This is a genomic window from Phytopseudomonas daroniae, from assembly GCF_004327285.1.
In the GTDB taxonomy this organism is placed as follows: domain Bacteria; phylum Pseudomonadota; class Gammaproteobacteria; order Pseudomonadales; family Pseudomonadaceae; genus Aquipseudomonas; species Aquipseudomonas daroniae.
In genome coordinates this window covers 127,876-150,807 of the sequence record NZ_QJUI01000002.1, presented here as the reverse complement: position 1 = coordinate 150,807, position 22,932 = coordinate 127,876, and the positions used below count along the sequence as shown (strand labels likewise).

General features: G+C 64.3%; 18 protein-coding genes. 13 read left to right on the top strand and 5 right to left on the bottom strand.

All coding sequences use genetic code 11. From position 1 onward, the window contains the following. Window positions 1-145: 145 nt before the first annotated feature. Genes DNK06_RS02505 through DNK06_RS02495 form a run of 3 tightly spaced genes read left to right on the top strand, consistent with a single transcriptional unit; the run spans window position 146 to window position 5,632 of the window. Window positions 146-2,500 carry a TonB-dependent receptor gene (locus DNK06_RS02505; RefSeq protein ID WP_131178475.1) on the top strand — a complete coding sequence of 785 codons (2,355 nt, stop codon included), beginning with the start codon at window positions 146-148 and terminating at the stop codon, window positions 2,498-2,500. 10 nt (window positions 2,501-2,510) lie between these two features. After that, a complete protein-coding gene (locus DNK06_RS02500; protein ID WP_131178474.1) occupies window positions 2,511-3,839 on the top strand; it encodes an arylsulfotransferase family protein in 1,329 nt (442 codons plus the stop codon). 50 nt (window positions 3,840-3,889) lie between these two features. Next, entirely contained in the window at window positions 3,890-5,632 is a 1,743-nt protein-coding gene (locus tag DNK06_RS02495) for an aryl-sulfate sulfotransferase (RefSeq protein WP_131178473.1), read from the top strand. Between the two features lie 203 nt (window positions 5,633-5,835). Here the strand turns inward: DNK06_RS02495 and DNK06_RS02490 are convergent, their stop codons facing one another. Further along, entirely contained in the window at window positions 5,836-7,206 is a 1,371-nt protein-coding gene (locus DNK06_RS02490; protein ID WP_131178472.1) for an aminotransferase-like domain-containing protein, read from the bottom strand. Between the two features lie 116 nt (window positions 7,207-7,322). On the opposite strand from DNK06_RS02490, the gene DNK06_RS02485 reads away from it, so the two are divergent. The 7 genes from DNK06_RS02485 to DNK06_RS02455 all read left to right on the top strand — a co-directional run bounded on the left by DNK06_RS02485 (window position 7,323) and on the right by DNK06_RS02455 (window position 13,770). Then, entirely contained in the window at window positions 7,323-8,609 is a 1,287-nt protein-coding gene (locus DNK06_RS02485; RefSeq protein ID WP_131178471.1) for a hydroxymethylglutaryl-CoA reductase, degradative, read from the top strand. Further along, on the top strand, window positions 8,606-9,508 hold the full coding sequence (locus DNK06_RS02480) for a hydroxymethylglutaryl-CoA lyase (RefSeq protein ID WP_131178470.1): 903 nt from the start codon (window positions 8,606-8,608) through the stop codon (window positions 9,506-9,508). The genes DNK06_RS02485 and DNK06_RS02480 overlap by 4 nt, the downstream gene beginning before the upstream one ends. Window positions 9,509-9,681: 173 nt before the next feature. Continuing rightward, window positions 9,682-10,920 (top strand): CaiB/BaiF CoA transferase family protein, encoded by a 1,239-nt coding sequence (locus DNK06_RS02475; RefSeq protein WP_131178469.1) that lies wholly within the window; start codon window positions 9,682-9,684, stop codon window positions 10,918-10,920. Continuing rightward, window positions 10,920-11,375, top strand: coding sequence for an FAS1-like dehydratase domain-containing protein (locus tag DNK06_RS02470; protein ID WP_131178468.1), 456 nt, complete (start codon window positions 10,920-10,922; stop codon window positions 11,373-11,375). The genes DNK06_RS02475 and DNK06_RS02470 overlap by 1 nt, the downstream gene beginning before the upstream one ends. 2 nt (window positions 11,376-11,377) lie before the next feature. Next, on the top strand, window positions 11,378-11,782 hold the full coding sequence (locus DNK06_RS02465) for a hotdog family protein (protein WP_131178467.1): 405 nt from the start codon (window positions 11,378-11,380) through the stop codon (window positions 11,780-11,782). 72 nt (window positions 11,783-11,854) lie between these two features. Continuing rightward, window positions 11,855-12,388: a hypothetical protein gene (locus tag DNK06_RS02460; protein ID WP_242674637.1), complete on the top strand. Its 534-nt coding sequence runs from the start codon at window positions 11,855-11,857 to the stop codon at window positions 12,386-12,388. Further along, window positions 12,385-13,770, top strand: a complete 1,386-nt coding sequence (locus tag DNK06_RS02455) for a tripartite tricarboxylate transporter permease (RefSeq protein WP_423228040.1) — start codon at window positions 12,385-12,387, stop codon at window positions 13,768-13,770. Before DNK06_RS02460 ends, DNK06_RS02455 begins: the two co-directional genes overlap by 4 nt. Window positions 13,771-13,843: 73 nt before the next feature. On the opposite strand, the gene DNK06_RS02450 is transcribed toward DNK06_RS02455, so the two are convergent. The 3 genes from DNK06_RS02450 to DNK06_RS02440 are packed head-to-tail and all read right to left on the bottom strand — an operon-like array spanning window position 13,844 to window position 19,588. After that, entirely contained in the window at window positions 13,844-15,268 is a 1,425-nt protein-coding gene (locus DNK06_RS02450; RefSeq protein ID WP_242674638.1) for an efflux transporter outer membrane subunit, read from the bottom strand. Window positions 15,269-15,272: 4 nt separating this feature from the next. Further along, window positions 15,273-18,407, bottom strand: a complete 3,135-nt coding sequence (locus DNK06_RS02445) for an efflux RND transporter permease subunit (protein WP_131178466.1) — start codon at window positions 18,405-18,407, stop codon at window positions 15,273-15,275. A gap of 14 nt (window positions 18,408-18,421) precedes the next feature. Continuing rightward, complete coding sequence (locus DNK06_RS02440; RefSeq protein ID WP_131178465.1) at window positions 18,422-19,588, bottom strand: efflux RND transporter periplasmic adaptor subunit; 1,167 nt, start codon at window positions 19,586-19,588, stop codon at window positions 18,422-18,424. 186 nt (window positions 19,589-19,774) lie between these two features. Here DNK06_RS02440 and DNK06_RS02435 point away from each other — a divergent pair, with 186 nt between their 5' ends. The 3 genes from DNK06_RS02435 (at window position 19,775) to DNK06_RS02425 (ending at window position 21,153) form a co-directional block, all read left to right on the top strand. Then, a complete protein-coding gene (locus DNK06_RS02435; RefSeq protein WP_131178464.1) occupies window positions 19,775-20,332 on the top strand; it encodes a TetR/AcrR family transcriptional regulator in 558 nt (185 codons plus the stop codon). Window positions 20,333-20,467: 135 nt separating this feature from the next. Beyond that, window positions 20,468-20,791 carry a helix-turn-helix domain-containing protein gene (locus tag DNK06_RS02430; RefSeq protein WP_131178463.1) on the top strand — a complete coding sequence of 108 codons (324 nt, stop codon included), beginning with the start codon at window positions 20,468-20,470 and terminating at the stop codon, window positions 20,789-20,791. Beyond that, on the top strand, window positions 20,788-21,153 hold the full coding sequence (locus tag DNK06_RS02425) for a hypothetical protein (RefSeq protein ID WP_131178462.1): 366 nt from the start codon (window positions 20,788-20,790) through the stop codon (window positions 21,151-21,153). The genes DNK06_RS02430 and DNK06_RS02425 overlap by 4 nt, the downstream gene beginning before the upstream one ends. Here DNK06_RS02425 and DNK06_RS02420 read toward each other — a convergent pair. Beyond that, on the bottom strand, window positions 21,135-22,919 hold the full coding sequence (locus DNK06_RS02420; protein WP_131178461.1) for a bifunctional diguanylate cyclase/phosphodiesterase: 1,785 nt from the start codon (window positions 22,917-22,919) through the stop codon (window positions 21,135-21,137). The genes DNK06_RS02425 and DNK06_RS02420 overlap by 19 nt on opposite strands. Window positions 22,920-22,932: the final 13 nt, after the last annotated feature.

The window sequence follows — 22,932 nt, the reverse complement described above, 5'->3', positions numbered from 1 at the left end:
GTGGCTCTTTATAAAGGTAATCGCTTATTACGAAAACATCGAAGTAAGCATAAATAAATACCTATATCGAATATCAAGAGCCCGTTCTGCGCCCGATTCGCCTCCGCCATACGGCAGCGCTCGCCGCGATCTCAAGGAGCAACAGATGAACTCGAGCCATCCCGAGCGCGTTACCGTCCCATCGATTCCCCTGAAACCCCTGGTTGCCGCTCTGTTGCTCGGCTCTGCCGGCCTGGCGCTGCAGGCACGTGCCGACGACGCCGCCAGCAGCGGCGCCCAGGTCTCGGTCGAGAGTGGCACGGCCCTGGGCACGGTCACCGTCAATGCCCGACGCCGCGAGGAAAGCGCCCAGTCGGTACCGACGCCGATCAGCGTGCTCGGCGGCGAGACCCTGGAGAACCAGCGCATCTACCGGGTACAAGACATCCAGCAACTGGTGCCTAGTACCAGCGTCGCCTATGTGCATGCGCGGCAGTCGAGCATTTCCATCCGTGGCCTGGGCAACAACCCGGCTAGCGACGGCCTGGAGGGCAGCGTCGGGGTGTACCTGGACAACGTCTACCTCGGCCGCCCCGGCATGGCGGTGTTCGACCTGCTCGACGTGGAGCAGATTGATGTACTGCGTGGCCCCCAGGGTACGCTGTTCGGCAAGAACACCACCGCGGGGGTGCTCAACATCAGCACCCGCAAGCCGACCTTCACACCCGAGCGCAGCATCGAGACCTCGGTGGGCGAGGACGGCTACTTCCAGACCAAGGGCAGCATTTCCGGCCCGTTGAATGACACCCTGGCTGGACGTTTTTCCGCCTATCGCACTCGCGACGATGGCTACGTCGACAACGTGCACAATGGCGACACGCTAAACGGCGGGGCGCGTCAGGGCTTTCGCGGACAGTTGCTGTTCCAGCCTAGCGAGACCTTCAACCTGCGTTGGATCGGCGAGTACAACGAAGAGGATTCCAACAACGGTATCCTCTCGCTGTACAGCACCGGGCCGACCATCAACGGCGTCAACCGATACGAGCAGCGTGCGGCCGCCGCTGGCGCGACCCTGGTGTACGGCAAGGATCGCAAGGTCAACTTCGACTCCGATCAGCAGGTCACGGTGTTCCAGGGCGGCACCTCGGTGGAAGCCAACTGGACGCTGCCCAACGATTTCACCCTGACCTCCATCAGCGCCTATCGCTGGTGGGATTTCACCCCGCGAAACGATGACGGTCTCAACGTCTCGGCCTCGATCAATGCCGGTGTGCGGGTGCGCGACAAACAGTACTCCCAGGAGATCCGCCTGGCCTCGCCGAGCGGTGGTGCCTTCGACTACGTATTGGGTGCCTATTACTTCAAGCAGGATCTGGATAATCGCCAGCACAATATCTACGGCCCGCTGGCTGATGTGTGGAATGGCACTGCTACGGGCGCACTGGCCAATGTCAGCAGCTTCGGCAACGGCCATATCGATACCGACAGCTATGCGCTGTTCGCCCAGAGTACCTGGCACCTGACCGACAAGCTGGATTTCACCGCCGGTATCCGTGGTACCTACGAGGAGAAGCAAGCCTGGGTGACTCGCGATGCACCACTCGGCGGTGCAGTGGTCAGCGGCGCCGCTGCCGCGCAGCGCGAGGGCCGGCATGGTGCGTTCGATTCCGGCGATCTGAGCCAGCACAGCTTCAGTCCTTCCGGGCTGCTCAGCCTGAGCTACCAATTCAACCCGCAGATGCTCGGCTACGCGTCGCTGTCCCACGGCGAGAAATCCGGCGGGGTCAACCTCACCGTGGGTTCCGCACCGACCGCCGGGGTCGACTCGCTGCTGGTCGGCACCGAGCGCGCCAACAACGCCGAACTGGGCTTCAAGAGCACGCTGCTCGACAACCGCCTGCTGCTCAATGCCAACCTGTTCTGGACCGAGGTCAACGGCTACCAGGCCAATGCCTATGACCAGGTGACCCGCACCCAGTACCTGACCAACGCCGGCTCGGTACGCTCGCGCGGCGTCGAGGCCGAGGCCACCTGGCAACCGCTGCGCAGGCTCACCCTCAACGCCAACGGTTCGTTCAACGACGTGCGCTACAGCGATTACGAAGACGCGCCCTGTGCCCCGGAAGTGGCGTTCCAGGACGGTGCCCCGGCGTCCTGCGACCTCACCGGCCACCAGGTGGTGGGTGCCTCGAAATGGATCGCCAATCTCAACGGCAGCTATCGCTGGGATCTGGACAACGGCCTGCAGCCTTACGTCAATGCCAGCTATGCCTTCCGCTCCCGGGCGGTGGGCACCATCGACGATTCCGAGTACGGACAGATCCCCAGCTATGCCGTGGTCAACCTGTCCACCGGCCTGCGTGGCGATTTGGGCGATGGGCAGTGGGATGTCTCGCTGTGGCTGAAGAACGCCGGCGACAAGACCTACTTCACCAGCCTGTGGAACGGCGCCAACGGCGGTTACGCCGGCGTGCTCGGCACGCCGCGCACCCTGGGCATGACCGCCCGCTACGACTTCTGAGGAGAAACGGATGAAACCGCGACTGCATACCCTGGCGCTGGCCGCCTCCCTGTTGGCCGGCGTCGCCCAGGCCGCCCCGAGCGTCTACCCGACGGGTGTGACCCGCTATGACCCGGAAAAGGCCTGGAATGGCTACGTGCTGTTCGGCGCCGCCGACGACAAGACCTACCTGGTCGACGCCAACGGCAACGAAGTCCGCCGCTGGGATCATGTCGGCTTCCCTTCGCAACTGATCGATCCGGCGGTCAACGGCGGCAAGCGTGGGCATGTACTGGTGCGCTTGGAAAAACGCCAGGAACTCGATCCGCGCGGCTTCGGCAACGGCCTCAACACCCATGCCATCGGCGAACTGGACTGGGATGGCAAGCCGGTATGGAAATGGGGCGAGCAGGCGCCGACTGGTTCGGCGCTCCAGCACCATGACTGGCAGCGCCTGGCCAATGGCAATACCTTGCTGCTGGCCAACAAGCTGCACAGGATCGATGGCTTCAAGCTGGATGAAACCATCGATGACGCGATCTACGAGGTCGACCCGAGCGGCAGGATCGTCTGGCAGTGGCTGGCTTCCGAGCACCTGGAGGAATTCGGTTTCACCCCGGAGCAGCTCAAGTTGGTGCGCAACACCGACAAGGCCGACTACCTGCACTTCAACGACCTCAAGACCCTCGGTTCGAACAAATGGTACGAGCAGGGCGATGAGCGCTTCCATCCCGACAACCTGATCGTCGATTCGCGGGAAGCCAACTTCGTCGCCATCATCGACAAGCAGACCGGCAAGGTGGTGTGGAACCTGGGGCCGAACTATCCGAAGCTGGCCCCGGTCAATGCACCACTGCCGCGCCCGGTGGATCAACTGGCCGGCTTGCACGACGCCAACCTGATCCCCAGGGAGTATCCGGGCGAGGGCAATATCCTGATCTTCGACAACCAGGGCGGTTCTGGCTACCCGGCGCTGCCGGCCAGCGTCATCAGCGGCTCGCGCGTGGTCGAAATCGACCCGATCAGCAAACGGATCGTCTGGCAGTACAGCGCGACGGATTCGGCCCAGCCGCTGTGGCAGTTCAACAGCACTTTCATCAGCAGCGCCCGGCGCCTGCCCAACGGCAATACGCTGATCGATGAAGGCATGTTCGGGCGCATCTTTCAGGTGACGCCGGCTGGCGAGATCGTCTGGGAGTATGTGAGCCCTTACTTCGGCAAGTTCCCCTACGGCAATGCCACCAGCAACTGGGTCTACCGCGCCCAGCCCGTTCCCTACGACTGGGTTCCGGCCGGCACGCCACGCAGTGAAAAGGCGGTCGTAGCACCGGCACTGAGCGATTTCCGTATTCCCCAATAACACCCATGGCGGGCGGCGCTGGTGCGTCGTCCAAATGCTTCGGAGCCCCTATGAGCAATCACAACCCATCTCACGATAACCAGCTTGAGGACGGCCTGCCCGAGGGCGCCTGCCTGACTGCCGGTATCCCAGACAGTACGGTCAGCCGCCTTGGCGCCATCGTGCTCAATCCCTATGGCATCGCGCCGCTCACCGCGCTGATCCGCGATGGCGGGCAGACGCTCAGTGATGCCCGTGTGAGGGTACTGGGCCGTGGCGAACAGGGCATCGATATCGATTATCCGGTAAGCGACAAGGCGCTGTGGACCCACGGCGGCATTCCGCTATTTGGCTTGTACCCCGATCATCGCAACGAGGTGGAAGTCGCCTACACCCTCAAAGGCGAACGCGTCCGTGAGCGCTACACCGTCTACGCGCCGGCCGTGCGTCTGCCGAGCATCGCCGCTCAGCAAGGCGCATTGCCGCAGGTCGAACCGGTCAAGGTCGACGCTTCCCTGAAGAACCGTCTGTACCTGTTCAACCATCTGCTGACCGAGGTGCCCGGCAGCAACCGCCAGTTGAAATGGAATGCACAGGGCGGTGCCGCCGAATGGGATTCGGTGGGCATCAACTGGATTACCGACAGCAACGGCGATGTGCGCTGGTACCTGGATATCGAGCGCCTGCACGACTCGACCCGGGTCGATGGCCTGGGCGCCAGCATGGGCTTCCAGCAGACCGCCGATGGCAAGCTGATCTGGGGCCAGGGGCAGCGTTACTTCAAGCATGATCTGCTCGGCCGGCCGGTGTGGGAGCGCCGCTTGCCAGGCAAGTTCGCCGACTTCTCCCACGAGATCCGCCAGACCGCCAAGGGCACCTACCTGCTGCGGGTTGGCAGCAGCGACTACCGGCGCGACGATGGCAAGCAGGTGCGTTCGGTGCGCGACCAGATCATCGAGCTCGACGAGGCCGGCGAAGTGGTGGAGTTCTGGGATCTGGGGCGCATCCTCGATCCCTATCGCGCCGAGCTGTTGCACACGCTTGGCAAGGCGGCGGTGTTCCTACCCGAGGGTGCGAGTAGGGGCGATAGCCTGGTCGACAACGAAGCGCAGGAAGGCGAGAACCTGCCATTCGGCGATGTGCCGGGTGTCGGCATCGGGCGCAACTGGGCCCACGTCAACTCCATCGCCCATGACCCGTCGGACGACGGCATCATCGTTTCGGCGCGCCATCAGGGCGTGGTCAAGATTGGCCGCGACAAGCAGGTGAAGTGGATTCTCGCCGCGCCCCAGGGCTGGCGTACAGGGTTGCAGGACAAGGTGCTGACGCCGGTGGATGCCAGGGGCGAGCCGCTGGCGCTGGACGAACAGGGACGTTACGCCGATGGCTTCGACTGGTCGTGGACGCAGCACACCGCGTGGCTCAGCGGCAAAGGCACACTGACCGTGTTCGACAATGGCTGGGGCCGCGATTTCGCGCCGACACGCCTGGAAGGCAATTACAGCCGTGCGGTGGAGTACCGCATCGACGAGGCCAAAGGCACCGTCGAGCAGGTCTGGGAGTACGGCAAGGAGCGTGGCGACGACTGGTACAGCCCGATCACCTCGGTGGTGGAGTACCGCGCCGACAGCGATACGCAGCTGATCTACTCGGCCTCGGTGAGCTACCTCACTCGCGAGAAACTCACCCGCCCGGTGCTCAGCGAAGTGAAGTACGGCACTCAGGAAGTATTGGCCGAATACCGGGTCACCAGCCAGCAGCCAGGCAACGTCGGCTACCGCGCCCTGGTGATCGATCTGGCCAAGGCCTTCTGAGGCCGGCTGCAGGCGCTGGCGAGCAGGGACGATCGCCAGCTCCGTAGAGTGGATCGGGGCGCGTAGCTGACGCTTTACCTACGCGGCCCGAGCCGTCCACCACTTTATGATCGCAATGGTGGACAAAAAGAGCGTTGACTGCGCGTCCCGGTCCACCCTACGCATGAGGCCGGCTGCAGGCGCTGGCGAGCAGGGGACGCTCGTCAGCGCATCAGGCTGCGGCGAAATGCCGGGTCATCCAGATAGGCCACGTTGAGCCGCGTCCAGGGCACCGGCGTGTGCCGGTTGACGGCGAAGATCGAGCCGGGGGCGAGCATCACGCCCTGGGTCAGGCAATGGCGGGTCAGGGCGTTGGCGTCGTCGACGCCGGGAAATCTCGCCCACAGATAGAGGCTCTGCTCCGGTCGGCAGAACACCTCCGCGCCCAGTTCATCGAGTACCTCGAGCCCACGTTGCGTGGCGGCGCGCAGGCGATCCTGCAGGCGTGACAGGTGGCGCAGGAAATGCCCTTCGCCGAGGATCACGTCGATGGTGCGCTCGCTGTATTCGGCGCCACTGTTGTGCAGCAGCATCTTCAGGTCGGCCAGTTCCTCGATGCGCTGTTTGCTGCCGGCGATGAAGCCGACGCGCAAGGCGGCGGAAATCGATTTGGAGAAACTGCCCAGGTACAGCGTGCGTTCGCACTGATCCAGCGCCGTGAGTTTCGTCGCCGAGCTGGGTTTGAAGTCAGCCATGGCGTCGTTCTCCACCAGCAGCAGGTCGTGGGCTTCGGCAATCTGCAGTAGGCGGTGGGCCTTGGCCGGGGAGATGTCCGAGCCGGTGGGGTTGTGGCCCATCGACTGGAGGAAGAACAGCTTGGGTTTTTCCCTTTTCAGCACCCGTTCCAGTGCATCCAGATCCGGGCCGTCGGCCTCGCGCGGCACGCCGAGCATGCGCGCGCCCTGCAGCTGCAGCTTGCCGAACAGCGGGTAATAGCCCGGATCCTCGACCAGTACCGCGTCGCCGGGTATGACGTAGCGGCGGATGATCAGATCCATGCCGTGGTTGGCGCCCAGGGTGGTGACCAGTTGCCGTGGCGAGACGGCGATGCGGTAGTCCGCCAGCTTCTGCGCCAGGCGCTGGCGCAAGCCGGGATTGCCCAACCGCGTGCCGTAGCGGAACAGGGTGGTGACGCCGCCGCGCACCACCTGGCGATGGAATTTGTCCAGGCGCATGTCCATCAGCCATTCCACTGGCGGGAAACCCTCGCCCAGGTGCGAGTGGCCCGGGTCGCGGACGAACTGCTGGCGCATCATCCAGATGGTGTCCAGCGCTCTGGTATAGGGCTGCGACTCGTCGTCCTCGACGCTGGCGCTGACGTTCTTGCAGACGAAGAACCCCTTGCCGTGCCGGGCTTCCACCAGGCCCTGGGAGGCCAGGTGTTCGTAGGCGGTGATCACCGTGTTCTTCGAGTACCCGTGCAGGCGCATGTATTCGCGCAGGGAGGGCAGCTTGCTGCCGGTCTGCAGGGCGCCGTCGGCGATCTGCCGGGCAATGGCATCGGCGACTTTCTGCGCGAGCGTCTGTCGGGGCATGGTTGAGCTCCTTGGGTACAGGCACGAAGTGTCCGGGCAAACTGTACCTTCTTTAAGGGATACAGTGACGATAACGTGCGCTCAACCAATAACAAACGACTCCCCGAGGAGCGCCCATGCCCATCGATTCCCGCTTGCCCAATTTCCGTAATCTTTCTCCCGCTCAACGCCTCGAGCATGTGCAGCAGTTGCTTGGCCTGTCCGCCGAGGACACGGCACTGCTGCGTGATGCCGGGGCGCTGCCGCTGGAAATCGCCGACGGCATGATCGAGAACGTGATCGGCAAGTTCGAGCTGCCCTACGCGCTGGCCAGCAACTTCCGCATCAACGGCCGCGAGATGCTGATTCCGCTGGTGGTGGAAGAGCCTTCGGTGGTCGCCGCCGCCTCGTTCATGGCCAAGCTGACCCGCCCGGCTGGCGGTTTCCAAACCTCCAGCAGTGCGCCGCTGATGCGTGCCCAGGTACAGATCATCGCTGTCAGTGACCCTTACAACGCGCGCCTCAGCCTGCTGCGCAACAAGGACGAAATCATCGCCCTGGCCAACAGCAAGGATCAGTTGTTGAACAGTCTTGGCGGTGGTTGTCGCGATATCGAGGTGCACACCTTCATCGACAGTCCGCGTGGGCCGATGCTGGTCGCCCACCTGATCGTCGATGTGCGCGACGCCATGGGGGCGAACACGGTGAATACCATGGCCGAAGCCGTGGCGCCGCTGATGGAACAGCTCACGGGTGGCAAGGTGCGCCTGCGCATCCTCTCCAACCTCGCCGACCTGCGCCTGGCCCGCGCCCAGTTGCGCATCGCGCCGGAGCATCTGGATACCGCCGAGTACAAGGGCAGCGAGGTCATCGAAGGGGTGATCGACGCCTATACCTTCGCCGCCATCGATCCCTACCGCGCCGCGACCCACAACAAGGGCATCATGAACGGCATCGACCCCTTGGTGGTGGCCACCGGCAACGACTGGCGGGCGGTGGAGGCGGGTGCCCATGCCTATGCCTGCCGCAATGGTCATTACGGCTCCCTGACCACCTGGGAGAAAGACAGCCAGGGGCATCTGGTGGGCACCCTGGAAATGCCCATGCCGCTCGGCCTGGTCGGCGGCGCCACCAAGACCCATCCATTGGCGCAGCTGTCGCTGCGCATCCTCGGCGTGAAGAGTGCCCAGGAACTGGGCGAGATCGCTGTCGCCGTCGGTCTGGCGCAGAACCTCGGGGCCTTGCGTGCGCTGGCCACCGAAGGCATCCAGCGTGGCCACATGGCGCTGCATGCGCGCAATATCGCGCTGTCGGCCGGTGCCCGTGGCGATGAGCTGGACTGGCTGGTCAAGCGCATGATCGAAACCCGGGACGTACGCGCCGACCGCGCCGAAGCGTTGCTGCGCGAAAAGCGCGGGCAATGAGCATGGACGCGGTACGGCTGGTGGAGGTCGGCGCTCGCGACGGTCTGCAGAACGAAGCCCTGACCCTGCCGGTCGAGGTGCGTGTGGCGCTGATCGAGCGGCTGGTCGCGGCCGGGCTGCGTACCCTCGAAGCCGGGGCGTTCGTCTCGCCGCGCTGGGTGCCGCAGATGGCTGACTCCGGCGAGGTACTGCGGCGGCTCGGGCAACGCCAGGGGGTGACCTACACGGCGCTGGTACCCAACCTGAAAGGCCTGGATGCCGCGCTGCAAGTGGGCTGCCGGGAGGTCGCGGTGTTCGCCGCGGCCTCCGAGGCGTTCTCGCAGAAGAACATCAATTGCTCCATCGCCGAAAGCCTGCAGCGTTTTCAGCCGGTGCTGGGCAAGGCGCGGGAGCAGGGCGTGGCGGTGCGTGGCTATATCTCCTGCGTGCTCGGCTGCCCGTTCAGTGGTGAAGTGGCGGTGGCGGACGTGGTGCGGGTCGCTTGCGAACTGCATGCCATGGGCTGCTACGAGATCAGCCTCGGCGACACCATCGGCACGGGCACGCCAGGCAAGGCCAGGACGCTGATCGGCGCCTGCGCCAGCGAGCTGCCGATCACGGCATTGGCTGGGCATTTTCACGACACTTACGGCATGGCGGTGGCCAACGTTCAGGCGGCCTTGGAGGCCGGGGTGCGGGTGTTCGACAGTTCGGTTTCCGGCCTCGGTGGCTGCCCTTATTCGCCCGGCGCTACCGGTAATGTGGCGACCGAGGAACTGGTGTACCTGTTCGAGGGCCAGGGGCTGGAGACCGGCGTGGATCTGCCGGCGCTGCTCGAGGCCGGTACTTTCATCGATGCGGCGCTGGGCAAGCCTTCAGCCTCGAGGGTAGCCACCGCCATGCGCAGCAGGGTGCGTTAGCTGCAGGGCTGGCACGGACGACAACAATAACCCGGAACGGGTGCGGGCAAGCAGGCGACAGGCATTGCGTCTACTGCCCGGATCACTCCGTCAACTCACTGTCTGAACGTAGGTTGCTTTTCTACAGGGGCGCACCCGCGCACCGGCGGCGACGTACCGACACAGGAGAACCCATGAATTCACTCACCGATGCACTGGCGAGTTTCGCCAGAACTGCCGGCCCGCTCAAGGGCGTGACCATTCTCGACCTGACCCGGGTCGTCGCCGGGCCTTACTGCGCCATGTTGCTGGCCGACATGGGCGCCACGGTGATCAAGATCGAGAATCCGAAGGATCCCGACCTCACTCGCGAGTTTCCGCCACTGAGCCGCAGCAGCAGTGAACCGCTAAGCGGCTTCTTCGCCCAGTTCAACCGTAACAAGATGGCTGTCAGCCTCGACCTGAAGAAGGCCGAGGGCAAGGCCACCTTTCTCGACATGGTGCGCAAGGCCGATATCGTCATCGAGAATTTCCGCCCTGGCACCATGGCCAAGCTGGGGCTGGGCTACGACGTGCTCAAGGCGGTCAACCCGGCCATCGTGTTCACCGCCATCAGCGGCTTCGGCCAGCATGGCCCGAACTCCCTGCGGCCTGCGTTCGACAGCAGCGCCCAGGCCAGTGGCGGACTCTGGTCGATGAACGGCACGGTGCAGGAGCCGATGCGCGTGGGCACAGTGCTGGGCGACCTGTCCGCCGCGCTGTATGCCGCCATTGGCACCCTCGGTGCGCTGCGTGAAGCCGAGCGCAGCGGCCAGGGCCAACTGGTCGATGTGTCGCAGCAGGACTCGATAGTCTCGCTCACCGAAAACGCCCTGGTGACCTACACCGAAACCGGCAAGGTCACGGTGCCCGAGGGCAATGGCCATCCGTTCGTGCGTCCCTACGGGCGCTACGCCTGCAAGGATGGCTATGTGTTCTTCGGCGCCTACACCGACAAGTTCTGGCGCGAGGCCTGCCTGACCTTCGGCGACGAGGCGATGGCCAGCGACCCCGAGGTCGACAGCATGGCCAAACGCTTCGAGACCGAGGTTTACCTGCGCAAGGTAAAACCTGCCGTGGAACGCTGGCTGGGCGCGTATACCAAGGCCGAGCTGGAGGCCATGACCGGCGACCGTTTTCCGCTGTCGCCGATCAAGAGCATCGATGAAGTGGTGGCCGATCCGCATCTGCGCGAACGCGACATGGTGGTGCCGGTGGACTATCAGGGCGCGCGCTTCGAGGTGTTCGGCAACCCGATCAAACTCTCCGGCGGCACCCTGGAACGCGGCGCATCGGCTCCCGGTGTCGGCCAGCACAACGCTTCGATCTACCGCGAGTGGCTGGGCCTGGATGAAACCGAGTACGACGAGCTGATTCGCCTGGGGGTGATCTGATGGGCTTGCTCACCGAGGCCATCCGCAGCCATATCGGCGCGTCGCTGCCGGCGGTGCGTTTCGAGGTACAGCGCAGCGACATCCGCAAGTACGCGGTTGCCACCGGCCAGCAGCAAGCGCGTTACCTGAACGGTGACGAAGCACCGCTGCTGTTCCTGTTCAGCGCCCTGATGCCGGTGCTGCCCCTCGACCAGTTGCTGGCGGACGGCCACAAGCCGGGCGACGCACTGATTCCCGAGTTGCCGCTGAAACGCATCCTGGCCGGTGGCAGCGAGTTCGAGGTTCATCGCGCCATCCGCCCCGGCGATGTGCTGCTCTGTCGGCAGACCCTGGTGGACATCCAGGAAAAACAGGGCAGCGAAGGGCCGCTGATCTTTCTGCTCTTCGAAAATCGTTTTGAAAGCGAACAGGGCGAGCCGGTCGTGACCGAGCGCCTGACGCGAATCGCGAGGTGAACATGACTCAAGCAAGCACTGTCGAGGTGGGCCAGCGCCTGCCGCAGCGACATCATGCGCCGGGCACGGTGCAACTGTTCCTGTACAACGCGGCGATCTGGAATGCGCACCGCATCCACTACGACCTGCCCTATGCGCAGCAGGTCGAGGGGCACCCGGGTCTGCTGGTGGACGGGCCGCTGCAGGGCGACTGGCTGACGCAACTGGTGGAGGCCTGGATGGGCGAAGGCGGGCGAATCCTGCGCTTCAGCTACAGCAACCGGCGTGCGGCCTACGTCGGCGACGCGCTGACCGCCGAGGGCGAAATCACCGGCGTGGACGCGCAGCAGGTGACGCTGGAACTGCGCCTGGTCAACCAGCATGGCCAGGTCACCACCCAGGGACGAGCGGTCGTCGCGCTTCACTAGATCCAGACAACACCCTGAATCACCACGCTGTTTCCTCGATAACAACAAGAGCCCGAAAGGGCGGAGGACACCATGAGTCAAGAGCTTGCCAAAGCGGTCGCGACACCACCCCTGGCGGACGCGACCCGCAACACCGACAACCTCTACGAGGTGTGGGGCGACACCGTCGATGCCAGGCATCTGGTGCTGGCCATCATCGTCAGCGCCATCGTCAGTCTCGGCGCCTATGCAACGGCTCTATGGATACTCGGCAGCCTCGTCGAGTCGGCGCAGATGGCCAAGGCCTACGCCATGCTCTTCGGTATTCTCGGCTGCCTGGGTGGTGGTGCGATCAGTGCCATGTTGTTCAAGCCCAAGCGCGATGTGGTCGAGCACGTGGCGGATCCGGCCTTTCGTGAGCAGGTGGTCAATGACCTGCTCAAGGAATACGGCAGCCTTGGTCGGCTCGAAGACACCTCGCCCGAGGTGGTGGCCGAGTTGCATGAATTGGGACTCTACGAGCTGTTCCGCGAGGCGCAGACCAGGGAGGAGCGGGAACGTGGCGCGGCGACCGAGTCAGGTGCGGATGTGCGTGCGTCCCTGGCGCTGAGCGGAGGGCGTTCATGATGGACGGCCTGCTCTACGAGATTCTCATGGCCTTGAGCCTCGGCCTGTTCGGCGCGGTGCTGTTCTCTGCCATCGGCCTGGTCTCGGGGACTGACGAGACCACCACACTGGCACCGCTGACCATGCTGGTGGTGCTGCTCGGTGCGCCGCCGGCCGGCATCCTCACCTTTTTCCTGGCCGGGGCGGTGGCCAAGCATATGACCCACGCGGTGCCCACGGCTTTGCTGGGGATTCCCGGCGATACTTCGGCGACCGCGCTGATCGGCGATGCCAACCACCTGCGCCGGCTCGGTGTGCCCCATGTGGCCCTGCGCAAGATGATCTCCGGCGGCGCCGTGGCGGCGGTCATCGCGGTACCGCTGGCGGTGCTGTTCGCCGTGCTGCTGGCGCCGTTCGGCGACGTCATCAAACAGTTCGCGCCCTGGGTGTTTCTCTGCGCGGCCTTCACCATCGCCTACTTCTCGGCGGGTCGCTGGGCGTCGGTGCTGGCATTGCTGCCCTTCGTGCTGGTCATCGTCGCCCTGCAGAATCTCACCACTCTGTATGGCGTCAAACTGGCGGTCAGTTACTTCCTCGGCATTGCCGTTGCGCCACTGATCACTTCGCTGTTCTCGATGCTGGCTCCGGCCGAGCGCGAGCGGATGCGCCGCGATGAATTCCGCGTGTTTTCCCTGGCACCGGACATGAAAGGCTGGCGTGGCTACTTTCCCAATCCCTTCCGGGTGATCAACAAACGGCAGACGCGCATGACCGCCATGGCGGCGAGCGTGACCAGTGCCACCTTCGTGTTCAGCCCGGTGGCCATGACGGTGATCATGGGCGAGCTGATCGGCGCACGCATCAAACAGGCCTACGAGCGACTGACCACGGTGATCACCGCCCGTAACGGGGTGACCGAATCGACCTACATCGCCGAGGCGCTGATTCCACTGATCGCCTTCGGCCTGCCGCTGAGCCCGGTAGCCGCGGGGCCGGCCGCGCCGCTGTTCAACGCACCGCCACGCTTCAGCGTGGACAGCGCCACCGGCGAGGTCAACAACCTGCACAACCTGCTGAACAACTGGGAGTTCCTCGGCTACGGCATGCTGGCGGTGATCGTCGCCATCCTCATCGCCTATCCCTTCACCATGAACTTCGCCCACCAGGCGGCCTCGTTCGTGTCGCGCAAGATCAGTCACGAAGCGGTGATCGCCACCTTCATCGGCCTGGTGCTGGTGGTCGGCATCTGGGAGGGCGGTCTGCTCGGGTTGCTGGTGATCGTCACCATCGGTTTGCTAGGCGGCTTCCTGGGGCGTTTCCTGGGGTTCAACATCGGGGTGCAGTTCATGGGCTACTACACCGCGGTGCTCAGTGTTCCGGCGCTGATCGCCCTGATGGGCTGAGCAGCGGGTCGTGCGATCCAGGCCGCGACCCGAGCAGGAAAATGTGGCGAGACGAGGTGTCTCGCCGCGTCGGTCAGCGTTGCGACAGGCTCGGCCCATCATCCACCCAGCCACCGCCCAAAGCCCTGAACAGGTCGGCCAGAGCCAGTTGCCGCTCGGTGCTGATCTGGATCAGGGTGGTCTGGTCGGTGAAGCTGCTGCGCTGGGCATCGAGATAGCGCAGGTGGTCGTCCACGCCGCCTCTGTAGCGCGCTTCGGCCAATGTTTCTGCGGCCCGGCTGGAATCGGCCAGCGCCCGACGCGCCGTTTCCTCGCGCCGCAACGTATCGGTGGCGGCGAGGGCGTCGGCGACTTCGCGGAAGGCGGTCTGGATGGTGCCTTCGTAGTCGGCTACCGCGAAGTCACGGCGTACTTCGGCCAAGTCCAGATTGGCGCGGTTGCGCCCGCCGGCGAAGATCGGCAGCGACAGGGTCGGGGCGAAGCTCCAGGCGCGCGAGCCGCCGTCGAACAAGCCGGACAGCTCGGCGCTGGAACTGCCCACCGAGCCGGTCAGTGAGATACGCGGAAAGAAGGCCGCACGGGCTGCGCCGATATCGGCATGGCGTGCCCTCAACTGGTGTTCGCTGGCGAGAATGTCCGGACGCCGCTCGATCAGCGCCGAGCTGGTGCCAGGGGCGATGTCCTGCAGCACCATCAGGTTGTCGCGCGGCCTGGTTGGCAGCAACTGCGCTACATCTGGGGTGCCGAGCAACAGCACCAGGGCGTTGTCCGCCTGGCGCAGTTGGCGCTCGGTGCTTTCCCGCTCGGCCTTGGCCTGTTCGGCCAGGCCGACGGCTTCCTGGTAGTCCAGGGCCGTGGCGGTGCCGGCCTGGCGCCGCTGAGTGACCAGATCGAGAGAGGCCAGGCGGCTGTCCAGGGTCTGTTCGATCAGCGCCATGCGGCGCAGCGCGCCGTCGCGGGTCAGGTAGGCCTGGATCACTTCGGCGATCAGGCTGATCTGTGTGGCGCGGGTCGCTTCCTCGGTCGCCAGGTAGGTCTCCAGGGCCGATTCGGAGAGGTTGCGTACACGGCCGAACAGATCGACTTCGTACTCGGCGAGGCCAAGGCCGACCTGATAGGAACTGGCGACCTCGGAGCGGCCGGTCTGCGACAGATCTGCCGGCAGACGTTGGCGGTTGCCGCTGGCGTTGGCGTTGATCGATGGCAAACGATCAGCGCGCTGGATGCGGTACTGGGCGCGCGCCGCTTCGATATCCAGCAGTGCCTGACGCAGGCTGCGGTTATTGCTCAGTGCGGTGTCCACCGCACGACGCAGGTCGGCATCGACGATGAAGGTCTGCCAGTCCAGCGAGTCGGCGCGGGTGCCGGCCGTGCTCGCGGCCGTCCATTGCCCGGCGACCGGTGCTTCGGGGCGCTGATAGGTGGGTGCCAGGGAACAGCCGCCGAGCATGACGGCCAGGGTCAGCAGGGCGGGGCGCAGCATGATCTGGGAGGTCATGGCATTACTCCGCTTTATGCAGGGGGTGATTGTCGGTTTGCTTAGGCTTGGTACGCAGCAGCGAGAGCACCCAGACGAAGAAGATCGGCACGAAGATCACCCCGAGCAAGGTTGCGCTGAACATGCCGCCGATGACCCCGGTGCCGATGGCGCGCTGGCTGGCAGCGCCGGCGCCGGTCGCGATCACCAGCGGCACTACGCCGAGCATGAAGGCCATGGAGGTCATGATGATTGGCCGGAAGCGCAGACGCGCCGCTTCGATGGCGGCATCGCGCAGGGAGTAACCGTCTTCCCACAGATCCTTGGCGAACTCGACGATGAGGATGGCGTTCTTCGCCGCCAGGCCGATCACGGTGATCAGGCCGACCTTGAAGTACACGTCGTTGGGCAGGCCGACGGCAGTCACCGCGAGCACGGCACCGAGGGCGCCGACCGGGACGATCAGCATGACCGCCAGCGGAATCGCCCAACTCTCGTAGAGCGCCACCAGCAGCAGGAACACCACCAGAATGGCCAGGGCGAAGAGAATCAGTGCCTGGCCGCTGGCGACCTTCTCCTGATAGGACAGGCCCGTCCATTCATAACCGATGCCTTCCGGCAATTCGCCAGCGATACGCTCCAGTTCGGCCATGGCCTCGCCGGTACTGACGCCTGGGGCGGCATCACCGGAAATGCGGATCGACGGATAGCCGTTGTAGCGGGCGACCTGCACCGGGCCTTCTTCCCACTTGGTGGTCACGAAGGCGCTCAGCGGTACCAGGCTGCCGCTGTCGTTGGGCACATGCAGCTTGAGCACGCTCTCCGGCGTCATTCGTGCGCCTTGCTCGGCCTGTACCACTACGCGTTGCTGGCGGCCGGCGTTGGCGAAGTCGTTGATCACCGAAGAGCCGAACGCGGTAGACAGCGCACTGCTGATCGACTCGAAGCTGACGCCCTGGGCACGGGCCTGATCCCGGTCGATGACCAGGCGCAGTTGTGGCGCTTCGGCCAGGCCTTCCATCATGGCGTAGAGGAATTTCGGGTTGCCGTTGACCTTGCCGAGCACCTCGTCACGGGCGGCCAGCAGGGTTTCGCGCCCGAGGCTGGCGCGATCCTGCAGGCGCAGCGAGAAGCCGCCGGAGTTGCCCAGACCTTCGATCGGTGGTGGCGGCACGGCCATGATCGCACCGTCGTCCAGGTTGGCGAAGCGCTGGTTGACCGCTGCCGTTTCCGCCTGCACGGATTGCTCCGCGCTGCGCTCGGACCAGTCCTTGAGCAGCGGGAAGGCGATGGCCGCATTCTCGCCCATGCCGGAGAAGCTGAAGCCGAGTACCAGGAAGGCAGTGGCCGTGGCCTCGCGGGACATCAGGAACTGCTCCAGCTCCGCGCCGGTAGCCTGGGTACGCATGCGGGTCGCGCCTGGCGGCAGCTGGATGTCGACGATCATGTAGCCCTGGTCTTCCACCGGCACGAAGGATTCCGGCAGGCGCAGATAGAAGAAGCCCATCAGTATCACGATGCCCAGGTAGATGAACATGAAACGCCCGGCGCGTGGCACCAGCTTGCTGTTGAGCTTGGTGTAGCGCTGGGTCAGGCGGCCGAACAGGCGGTTGAAGGCACCGAAGAAACCACGTTTCTCATGGTGCCCCTCCGGCACGCGTTTGAGTAGGGTGGCGCACAGGGCGGGGGTGAAGGTCAGCGCCAGGAAGCCTGAGAACAGGATCGACACCGCCAGCGACAGCGAGAACTGCTGGTAGATCACACCCACCGAGCCGGCCATGAAAGCCAGCGGCAGGAACACTGCCGACAGCACCAGGGTAATACCGAGGATCGCCCCGGATACCTGCCCCATGGCCTTGATGGTCGCCGGTACGGGATCCAGACCTTCTTCGGCCATGATCCGCTCGACGTTCTCCACCACCACGATGGCGTCGTCCACCAGGATGCCGATGGCCAGCACCATGCCGAACATGGTCATCATGTTCACCGAGAAGCCGAGCAGGTACATGAAGGTCAGTGTGCCTAACAAGCACACCGGCACCACGATGCTGGGGATCAGGGTGTAACGCACGTTCTGCAGGAACAGGAACATCACCAGGAACACCAGCACCATGGCTTCGGCCAGGGTCATGATGACCTTGTCGATGGCCACGTCGACGAACCGCGAGGTGTCGTACGGCATGGAGAACTGCACGTTGTCCGGGAAGTTGGCCGATAGTTCGGTCAGGCGCTGCTTGACCGCTTGGGCGGTCTGGATGGCGTTGGCGCCTGGTGCCAGCTGCACGGCGGCGGCCACGGCCGGCTTGCCGTCCTGGCGTGAACCGAAATTGTAATCCTGGCTGCCGACTTCGATACGGGCGACATCGCCCAGGGTCAGCCTGGAACCGTCCTGGTTGGCACGCAGCACGATGGCGGCGAACTCTTCCGGGTTGTCCAGGGTGCCCTTGACCGCCAGGGTCGCGGTCAGCTCCTGCTCGGCCGTGCCTGGCGTGCTGCCGAAGGCGCCGGCCGGAACCTGCACGTTCTGGGCACGGATGGCAGCGTTGACGTCGTCGATCGACAGGCCATAGCCAACCAGCTTCTGTGGGTCGATCCACACGCGCATGGCGGCTTCCGAGGCGAAGAATTGCAGCCTGCCGACGCCCGGCACGCGGCGAATCTCGTTATTGATATTGCGCGCGGCATAGTCGGCCAGGGCAGTGGTGTCGTCGGTGGCACTGCCATCCTTGTAGCTAAGGGCGTAGATCAGCAGAAAGCCGGCGGTGGCCTGCTCGGTCTGGATGCCGAGGGTGAGCACGGCCTGGGGCATGCGTGCCTCGGCACGCTTCAGGCGGTTCTGCACGTCGACCTGAGCCAGTTCGGGATCGGTACCGGGCTGGAAGGTCACGGTGATTTCAGCGATGCCGTTGGCGTTGCTGGTGGACTCGAAGTACAGCAGGTTCTTCGCGCCGTTGAGCTCTTCCTCGATGACGCTGGTCACCGAGTCGGTCAATACCTGCGCCGAGGCACCCGGGTAGGTAGCGGTGACGGTGATCTGCGGCGGCGCTACGTTGGGGTATTGCGCCACCGGCAGGAACGGGATGGCCAGCAGCCCGCCCATCGAGATGAACAGGGCGACTACCCAGGCAAAATTGGGGTGCCGGATAAAAAACAAGGACATGTCGTTGCTCCGACTTACTGCGCCTGGGGAGTGGTGTCGTTCTGCGTTTCAGCGCCTGGCTGTCGCGGCACGACCGTGATGCCTGGTCGGATCGCCGCCAGGGAACTGGTGATGACCTGGTCGCCGGCTTTCAACCCTTCGACGATCTGCCAGCGCGCGCCTTGCATGGCGCCGGTGGTGACCGGGCGCGCTTCCACGGTGTTATCGGCGCCCAGCAGCATCACGCTGGCCTTACCGTCGGCAGAGCGTTGCACGGCGCGCTGCGGTACCAGAATGGCGTCCTGGTCGAGCCCTTGCGGTGTGCGAACGCGCACGTACATGCCCGGCAGCAGCACGCCTTGCGGGTTGTCGAAACGTCCACGCAGGGCGATCTGACCGGTGCTGCGATCCACCGATATATCAGTGAACAGCAGGGTGCCGCTGCTCTCGATATCGGTGCCGTCGACGCGCAGAGACAGCGTTTTGTCGCCGTCACCGGAAACCTTGCCGTCGGCAATCGCCGCGCGCAGGCGCAAGGCATCGGCGGCCGGCTGAGTGAAGTCGGCGTAGACCGGATCGAGTTGCTGGATACGGGCGAGCAGGGTGGTTTCACCCTGGCCGACCAGTGCGCCTTCGGTGACCTGGGCGCGGCCGATGCGTCCGGCGATGGGCGCGCGCACTTCGGCGTACCCCAGATCCAGGCGTGCGGTTTCCACGTTGGCCTGGGCCGAGCGCTTGTCCGCCTGGGCGCTTTGCAGCGCAGCGCGGGCAACGTCGAAATCCTGTTGGCTGACTGCGTCGATCTTCACCAGCGGTTCGTAGCGTTTGACGGTGGCCTGGGTCTGGAACAGTTGCGCTTCGGCGCGGGCCAGTTCGCCCTGAGCGCGGGACAGCGCGGCCTTGAAAGGTGCCGGATCGATCTGGAACAGCAGGTCGCCAGCCTTGACGTCGGCGCCCTCTTCAAAGGTGCGCTTGAGCACGATACCGGCGACTCGGGCTCGTACTTCGGCAACGCGCACGGGTTCGATACGGCCGGGCAGCTCGGCGACTACGGTAAAGGGCTCGGTCTTGATGCTGAGCACGTCGACTTCGCGAGGCGGTGCTTCACCCCAGCCTTGTTCACCCTTGTCACAGCCTACGAGGCTGATAGCAACCAAAAGTGTTATCGCCGAAAAAACCCAACGTTCGCGAATCTTGCTCATGCTTCACCTGGGGCGCAGCCCATTAGTTAGTCCTTGAAAGGCTCGGATGATTGTCCATGAATGCAAATGAGTCAATATTGACTCATTTGCGGATTTTGTGGACAAGGTAGATAGTCCCCTTGAGGAAAAAGGTTTTTCCTGCACAATGACGCGCCGTTGCCGACGCCTGAATGAAGACTGGAATTGATGGATAGACCCGCTGCTGAAGAAAAACTGCTCAAGGCCCTGGCTGTCGCCATCGTCGAGCACCCGCGCGGCACCTTCAAGGAAATAGCCCAAGCTGCCGGGGTGAGCAAGGCGACCCTGAATCGTTTTTGCGGAACCCGCGACAATCTGATCGAAATGCTCTTCGATTATGGCTCGGTGGTCATGAACCAGGTCATCGCCGATGCCGATCTGCAGGAGGCCCCGCCGCAGGAAGCCTTGCAGCGATTGGTCGATGGGCATCTGGCTCATCGCGAACTGCTGGTGTTCCTGATTTTCCAGTGGCGGCCGGACTCATTGGATGCCTGCGGCGAGCATGCGCGCTGGCTGCCTTACACCAACGCCCTGGATCGGTTTTTCCTGCGTGGGCAGCGTGAGAACGTTTTCCGTATCGACATCGGTGCGCCAGTGTTGACCGAGCTCTTCGCCTCGTTGCTGTTCGGACTGGTCGATGGCGAGCGTCGTGGACGGGTGGCGCGGGCAGGCATGGGCACCTCGTTGATGCAGTTCTTCATGCGGGGCGCCGCCGCCGGACAGTGAGCGAATCGGTGGCGAGTTCGTCCGGCGAGCGCGTCGGGCGAGATGGCTGATAAGATGGCGCAAACAACATGGCAGGCGGTTTTGCCCCAGGCCGGATTACGCACAGGGATGCTGCGCCTCGCGGAGAAACGAAGCATGAATGTACAAGTGATCGAACGTGACGGCGAACCTGAATACGCGGTACTGCCCTGGGCCGAATATCAGGCGCTGCTTCAGGCCGCAGGCAAGAGCGTCGCTGCCCCATCGATCCAGCCCGCCACCGACGCCCCAAAGCCGCTGACGCAACTGACCGCACTGCGTGAGGGCAAGGGCCTGAGCCGCGATGAGCTGGCCCGTGCCGTGGGTATCAGCCCGCATTACCTGGGCATGATCGAGAATGGCGAGCGACAACCCGATGCGGCTATCCTCCGCGCCCTGGCCTGGGTGCTCGGCATCTCCGGCTGGGAGGCGAGTGCATGAGCGTGCGCATCAGCCGTGGGCACTGGGAGGCGTTGCTGGCCGCTCTGGACGATGCCCGGCGGCAGCGCCACCTGCTGACCTACCGTGCATTGATCGAGCGTCTGTCGCTGCCTGCGCCGGCCATGCAGACCCTGACCGCTGCACTGGAACACCTGGCTGCACTGGATGCGCGCGGCGAGCGCCCGCTGCGCAGCGCTCTGGTGATCAGCCAGGGCGCCAGCCGCCTGCCGCGCACTGGGTTCTTCGAATGCGTTACCCGCCTGGGCCGTTTCGATGGCGCCTCCGACGGTGTTGCCGCAGCGTCCTGGCACGCCTCCGAAGTGGCCCGGGTATTCGAGTTCGATTATCCCGCCGAACCCTGAGTGAGCGCGCCTTGCAGCGTGTGCGTATCGATCACGTGCAGGCTGTAACCGGGCACCGCCTTGGCATGACGCTTGGCTTCCGAAGCCAGGCCGGCCAGTTCGCTGGCGTCCAGTAGCGCACAGTGCTGTGGGTGCAGATGGACGACGCCGAGTGACAGCGACAACAGCGGAAACTCCTCGCGGTGGCCCTGGCGGTTGTGGCTGACGAAACAGCCAGCATCCAGATGCTCATCGAGATAGAAGCGCCGGCACTGCCCCTGAAAGTCTTCCAGTAGCCGGTTGAGGCGGGCACGCCAGTCCTTCGATCCGAACACCAGCAAGAAATCGTCGCCACCGATATGGCCGACGAAGTCACGCGTCGGGTCGATCCGTTCGTTCAGGCAATGTGCCAGGCACAGCAGCACTTCATCACCCTTGGCGTACCCGTAGAGGTCGTTGAAGGGTTTGAAGCTGTCGATGTCGACGTAGCAGATCACCGCCTCACGGCTCTGCTGCAACAGCCGGGTCAGGCACTGCTGGATCGGTACGTTGCCGGGCAGCAGGGTCAGCGGGTTGGCGTAACGGGCCTGCTGGATCTTCAGTTCGGTGATCAGTTTGAGGACGTCGATCACCCGGCCCAGGCCCAGGTAGTGGCCGTCCACGGTAATGACGAAATCTTCTTCGATACGCTGGCGCGCGCGGCTGGTCAGCAGGCGGCTGACCTTCTGCAGCGACTGGCTGATTTCCACGGCGAGAAAGTCGTTGCTCATCAGACGGCTGATCGGCTTACGGGCGAACAGCTCGGTGGCGAAGGGTTTGAGCAGTACCTCCGACAGCGAGTGACGGTGGACGATACCGACCGGCCGTTGTGCCTCGTCCAGCACCGCCAGCGAGTTGAGGTTGGCCTGGGCGCGGAAGGCTTCGAGCACATCAGCGGTGGGCGTATTGATGGACACTGCCGGGTGTTCGTTGAGCAGGGCGGTGAGATCGCTGCCTTCTTCGCTGAGCGAGGTCGGCGGGCTGCCCAGTGCCGGTAGCAGTGCGCGTGCGTCGGTTGGCGGTTGTTCCTGAGGGCGACAGAGCAGGTAGCCCTGAAGCAGATCCACACCCATTTCGCAGAGCACGGCGAGCTCTTCCTCGAGTTCGATGCCTTCGGCGATCACCTGAGCGCGCGAGGCCTTGGCCATCTGCAGGATGGAGCCAACGAATTCACGCTTGACCGCATCCTGATGGATGCCATCGATGAAGTGGCGGTCGATCTTCACGTAATCGGGACGCAGCTCCGACCACAGGCGCAGGCTCGAATAACCGGCGCCGAGGTCGTCCAGGGCGATGGAAAATCCCATGTCACGGTAGTGGTGGAGAGCGGTGTCGAGCAGATTGAAATCGTCGGTGGGAGATTGCTCCGTCAGTTCGATCACCACCCGGCTTGGCGAAATACCGTAGGCCTGCAGCAACTGCAGGGTGCGGCCCGGCTGATGATGGGCGTCGAGCAGCGAATCCGGAGACACGTTGAGAAACAGCAGCCCGTTCAGCTTCAACTCGCTGAAACGGCGACAGGCGCTTTTGCGACAGGCCAGTTCCAGTTCGTTGAGCAGGCCGACCTGGCGCGCGGCGGCGAACAGTGTGATCGGGGAGTGCAGCGGGCTGTTGGACGGGCCGCGAGTGAGGGCCTCATAGCCAAGAATGCGCCGTTCGGAGAGCGACACGATGGGCTGAAACAGGCTATGCAGGTCGCCGTGCGCGAGGATCTGGCCCAGCGCGCTTGATTGCTCGGTGACGGTCATGGCAGGTCTCTAT

Bases quoted from the DNA above. Each gene is read 5' to 3' on its own strand.
- DNK06_RS02420 (WP_131178461.1), bottom strand. From the start codon at position 22,919: ATGACCGTCACCGAGCAATCAAGCGCGCTGGGCCAGATCCTCGCGCAC.
- DNK06_RS02480 (WP_131178470.1), top strand. From the start codon at position 8,606: ATGAGCATGGACGCGGTACGGCTGGTGGAGGTCGGCGCTCGCGACGGT.
- DNK06_RS02460 (WP_242674637.1), top strand. From the start codon at position 11,855: ATGAGTCAAGAGCTTGCCAAAGCGGTCGCGACACCACCCCTGGCGGAC.
- DNK06_RS02505 (WP_131178475.1), top strand. From the start codon at position 146: ATGAACTCGAGCCATCCCGAGCGCGTTACCGTCCCATCGATTCCCCTG.
- DNK06_RS02445 (WP_131178466.1), bottom strand. From the start codon at position 18,407: ATGTCCTTGTTTTTTATCCGGCACCCCAATTTTGCCTGGGTAGTCGCC.
- DNK06_RS02435 (WP_131178464.1), top strand. From the start codon at position 19,775: ATGGATAGACCCGCTGCTGAAGAAAAACTGCTCAAGGCCCTGGCTGTC.
- DNK06_RS02485 (WP_131178471.1), top strand. From the start codon at position 7,323: ATGCCCATCGATTCCCGCTTGCCCAATTTCCGTAATCTTTCTCCCGCT.
- DNK06_RS02440 (WP_131178465.1), bottom strand. From the start codon at position 19,588: ATGAGCAAGATTCGCGAACGTTGGGTTTTTTCGGCGATAACACTTTTG.
- DNK06_RS02455 (WP_423228040.1), top strand. From the start codon at position 12,385: ATGATGGACGGCCTGCTCTACGAGATTCTCATGGCCTTGAGCCTCGGC.
- DNK06_RS02495 (WP_131178473.1), top strand. From the start codon at position 3,890: ATGAGCAATCACAACCCATCTCACGATAACCAGCTTGAGGACGGCCTG.
- DNK06_RS02490 (WP_131178472.1), bottom strand. From the start codon at position 7,206: ATGCCCCGACAGACGCTCGCGCAGAAAGTCGCCGATGCCATTGCCCGG.
- DNK06_RS02430 (WP_131178463.1), top strand. From the start codon at position 20,468: ATGAATGTACAAGTGATCGAACGTGACGGCGAACCTGAATACGCGGTA.
- DNK06_RS02450 (WP_242674638.1), bottom strand. From the start codon at position 15,268: ATGACCTCCCAGATCATGCTGCGCCCCGCCCTGCTGACCCTGGCCGTC.
- DNK06_RS02470 (WP_131178468.1), top strand. From the start codon at position 10,920: ATGGGCTTGCTCACCGAGGCCATCCGCAGCCATATCGGCGCGTCGCTG.
- DNK06_RS02425 (WP_131178462.1), top strand. From the start codon at position 20,788: ATGAGCGTGCGCATCAGCCGTGGGCACTGGGAGGCGTTGCTGGCCGCT.
- DNK06_RS02475 (WP_131178469.1), top strand. From the start codon at position 9,682: ATGAATTCACTCACCGATGCACTGGCGAGTTTCGCCAGAACTGCCGGC.
- DNK06_RS02500 (WP_131178474.1), top strand. From the start codon at position 2,511: ATGAAACCGCGACTGCATACCCTGGCGCTGGCCGCCTCCCTGTTGGCC.
- DNK06_RS02465 (WP_131178467.1), top strand. From the start codon at position 11,378: ATGACTCAAGCAAGCACTGTCGAGGTGGGCCAGCGCCTGCCGCAGCGA.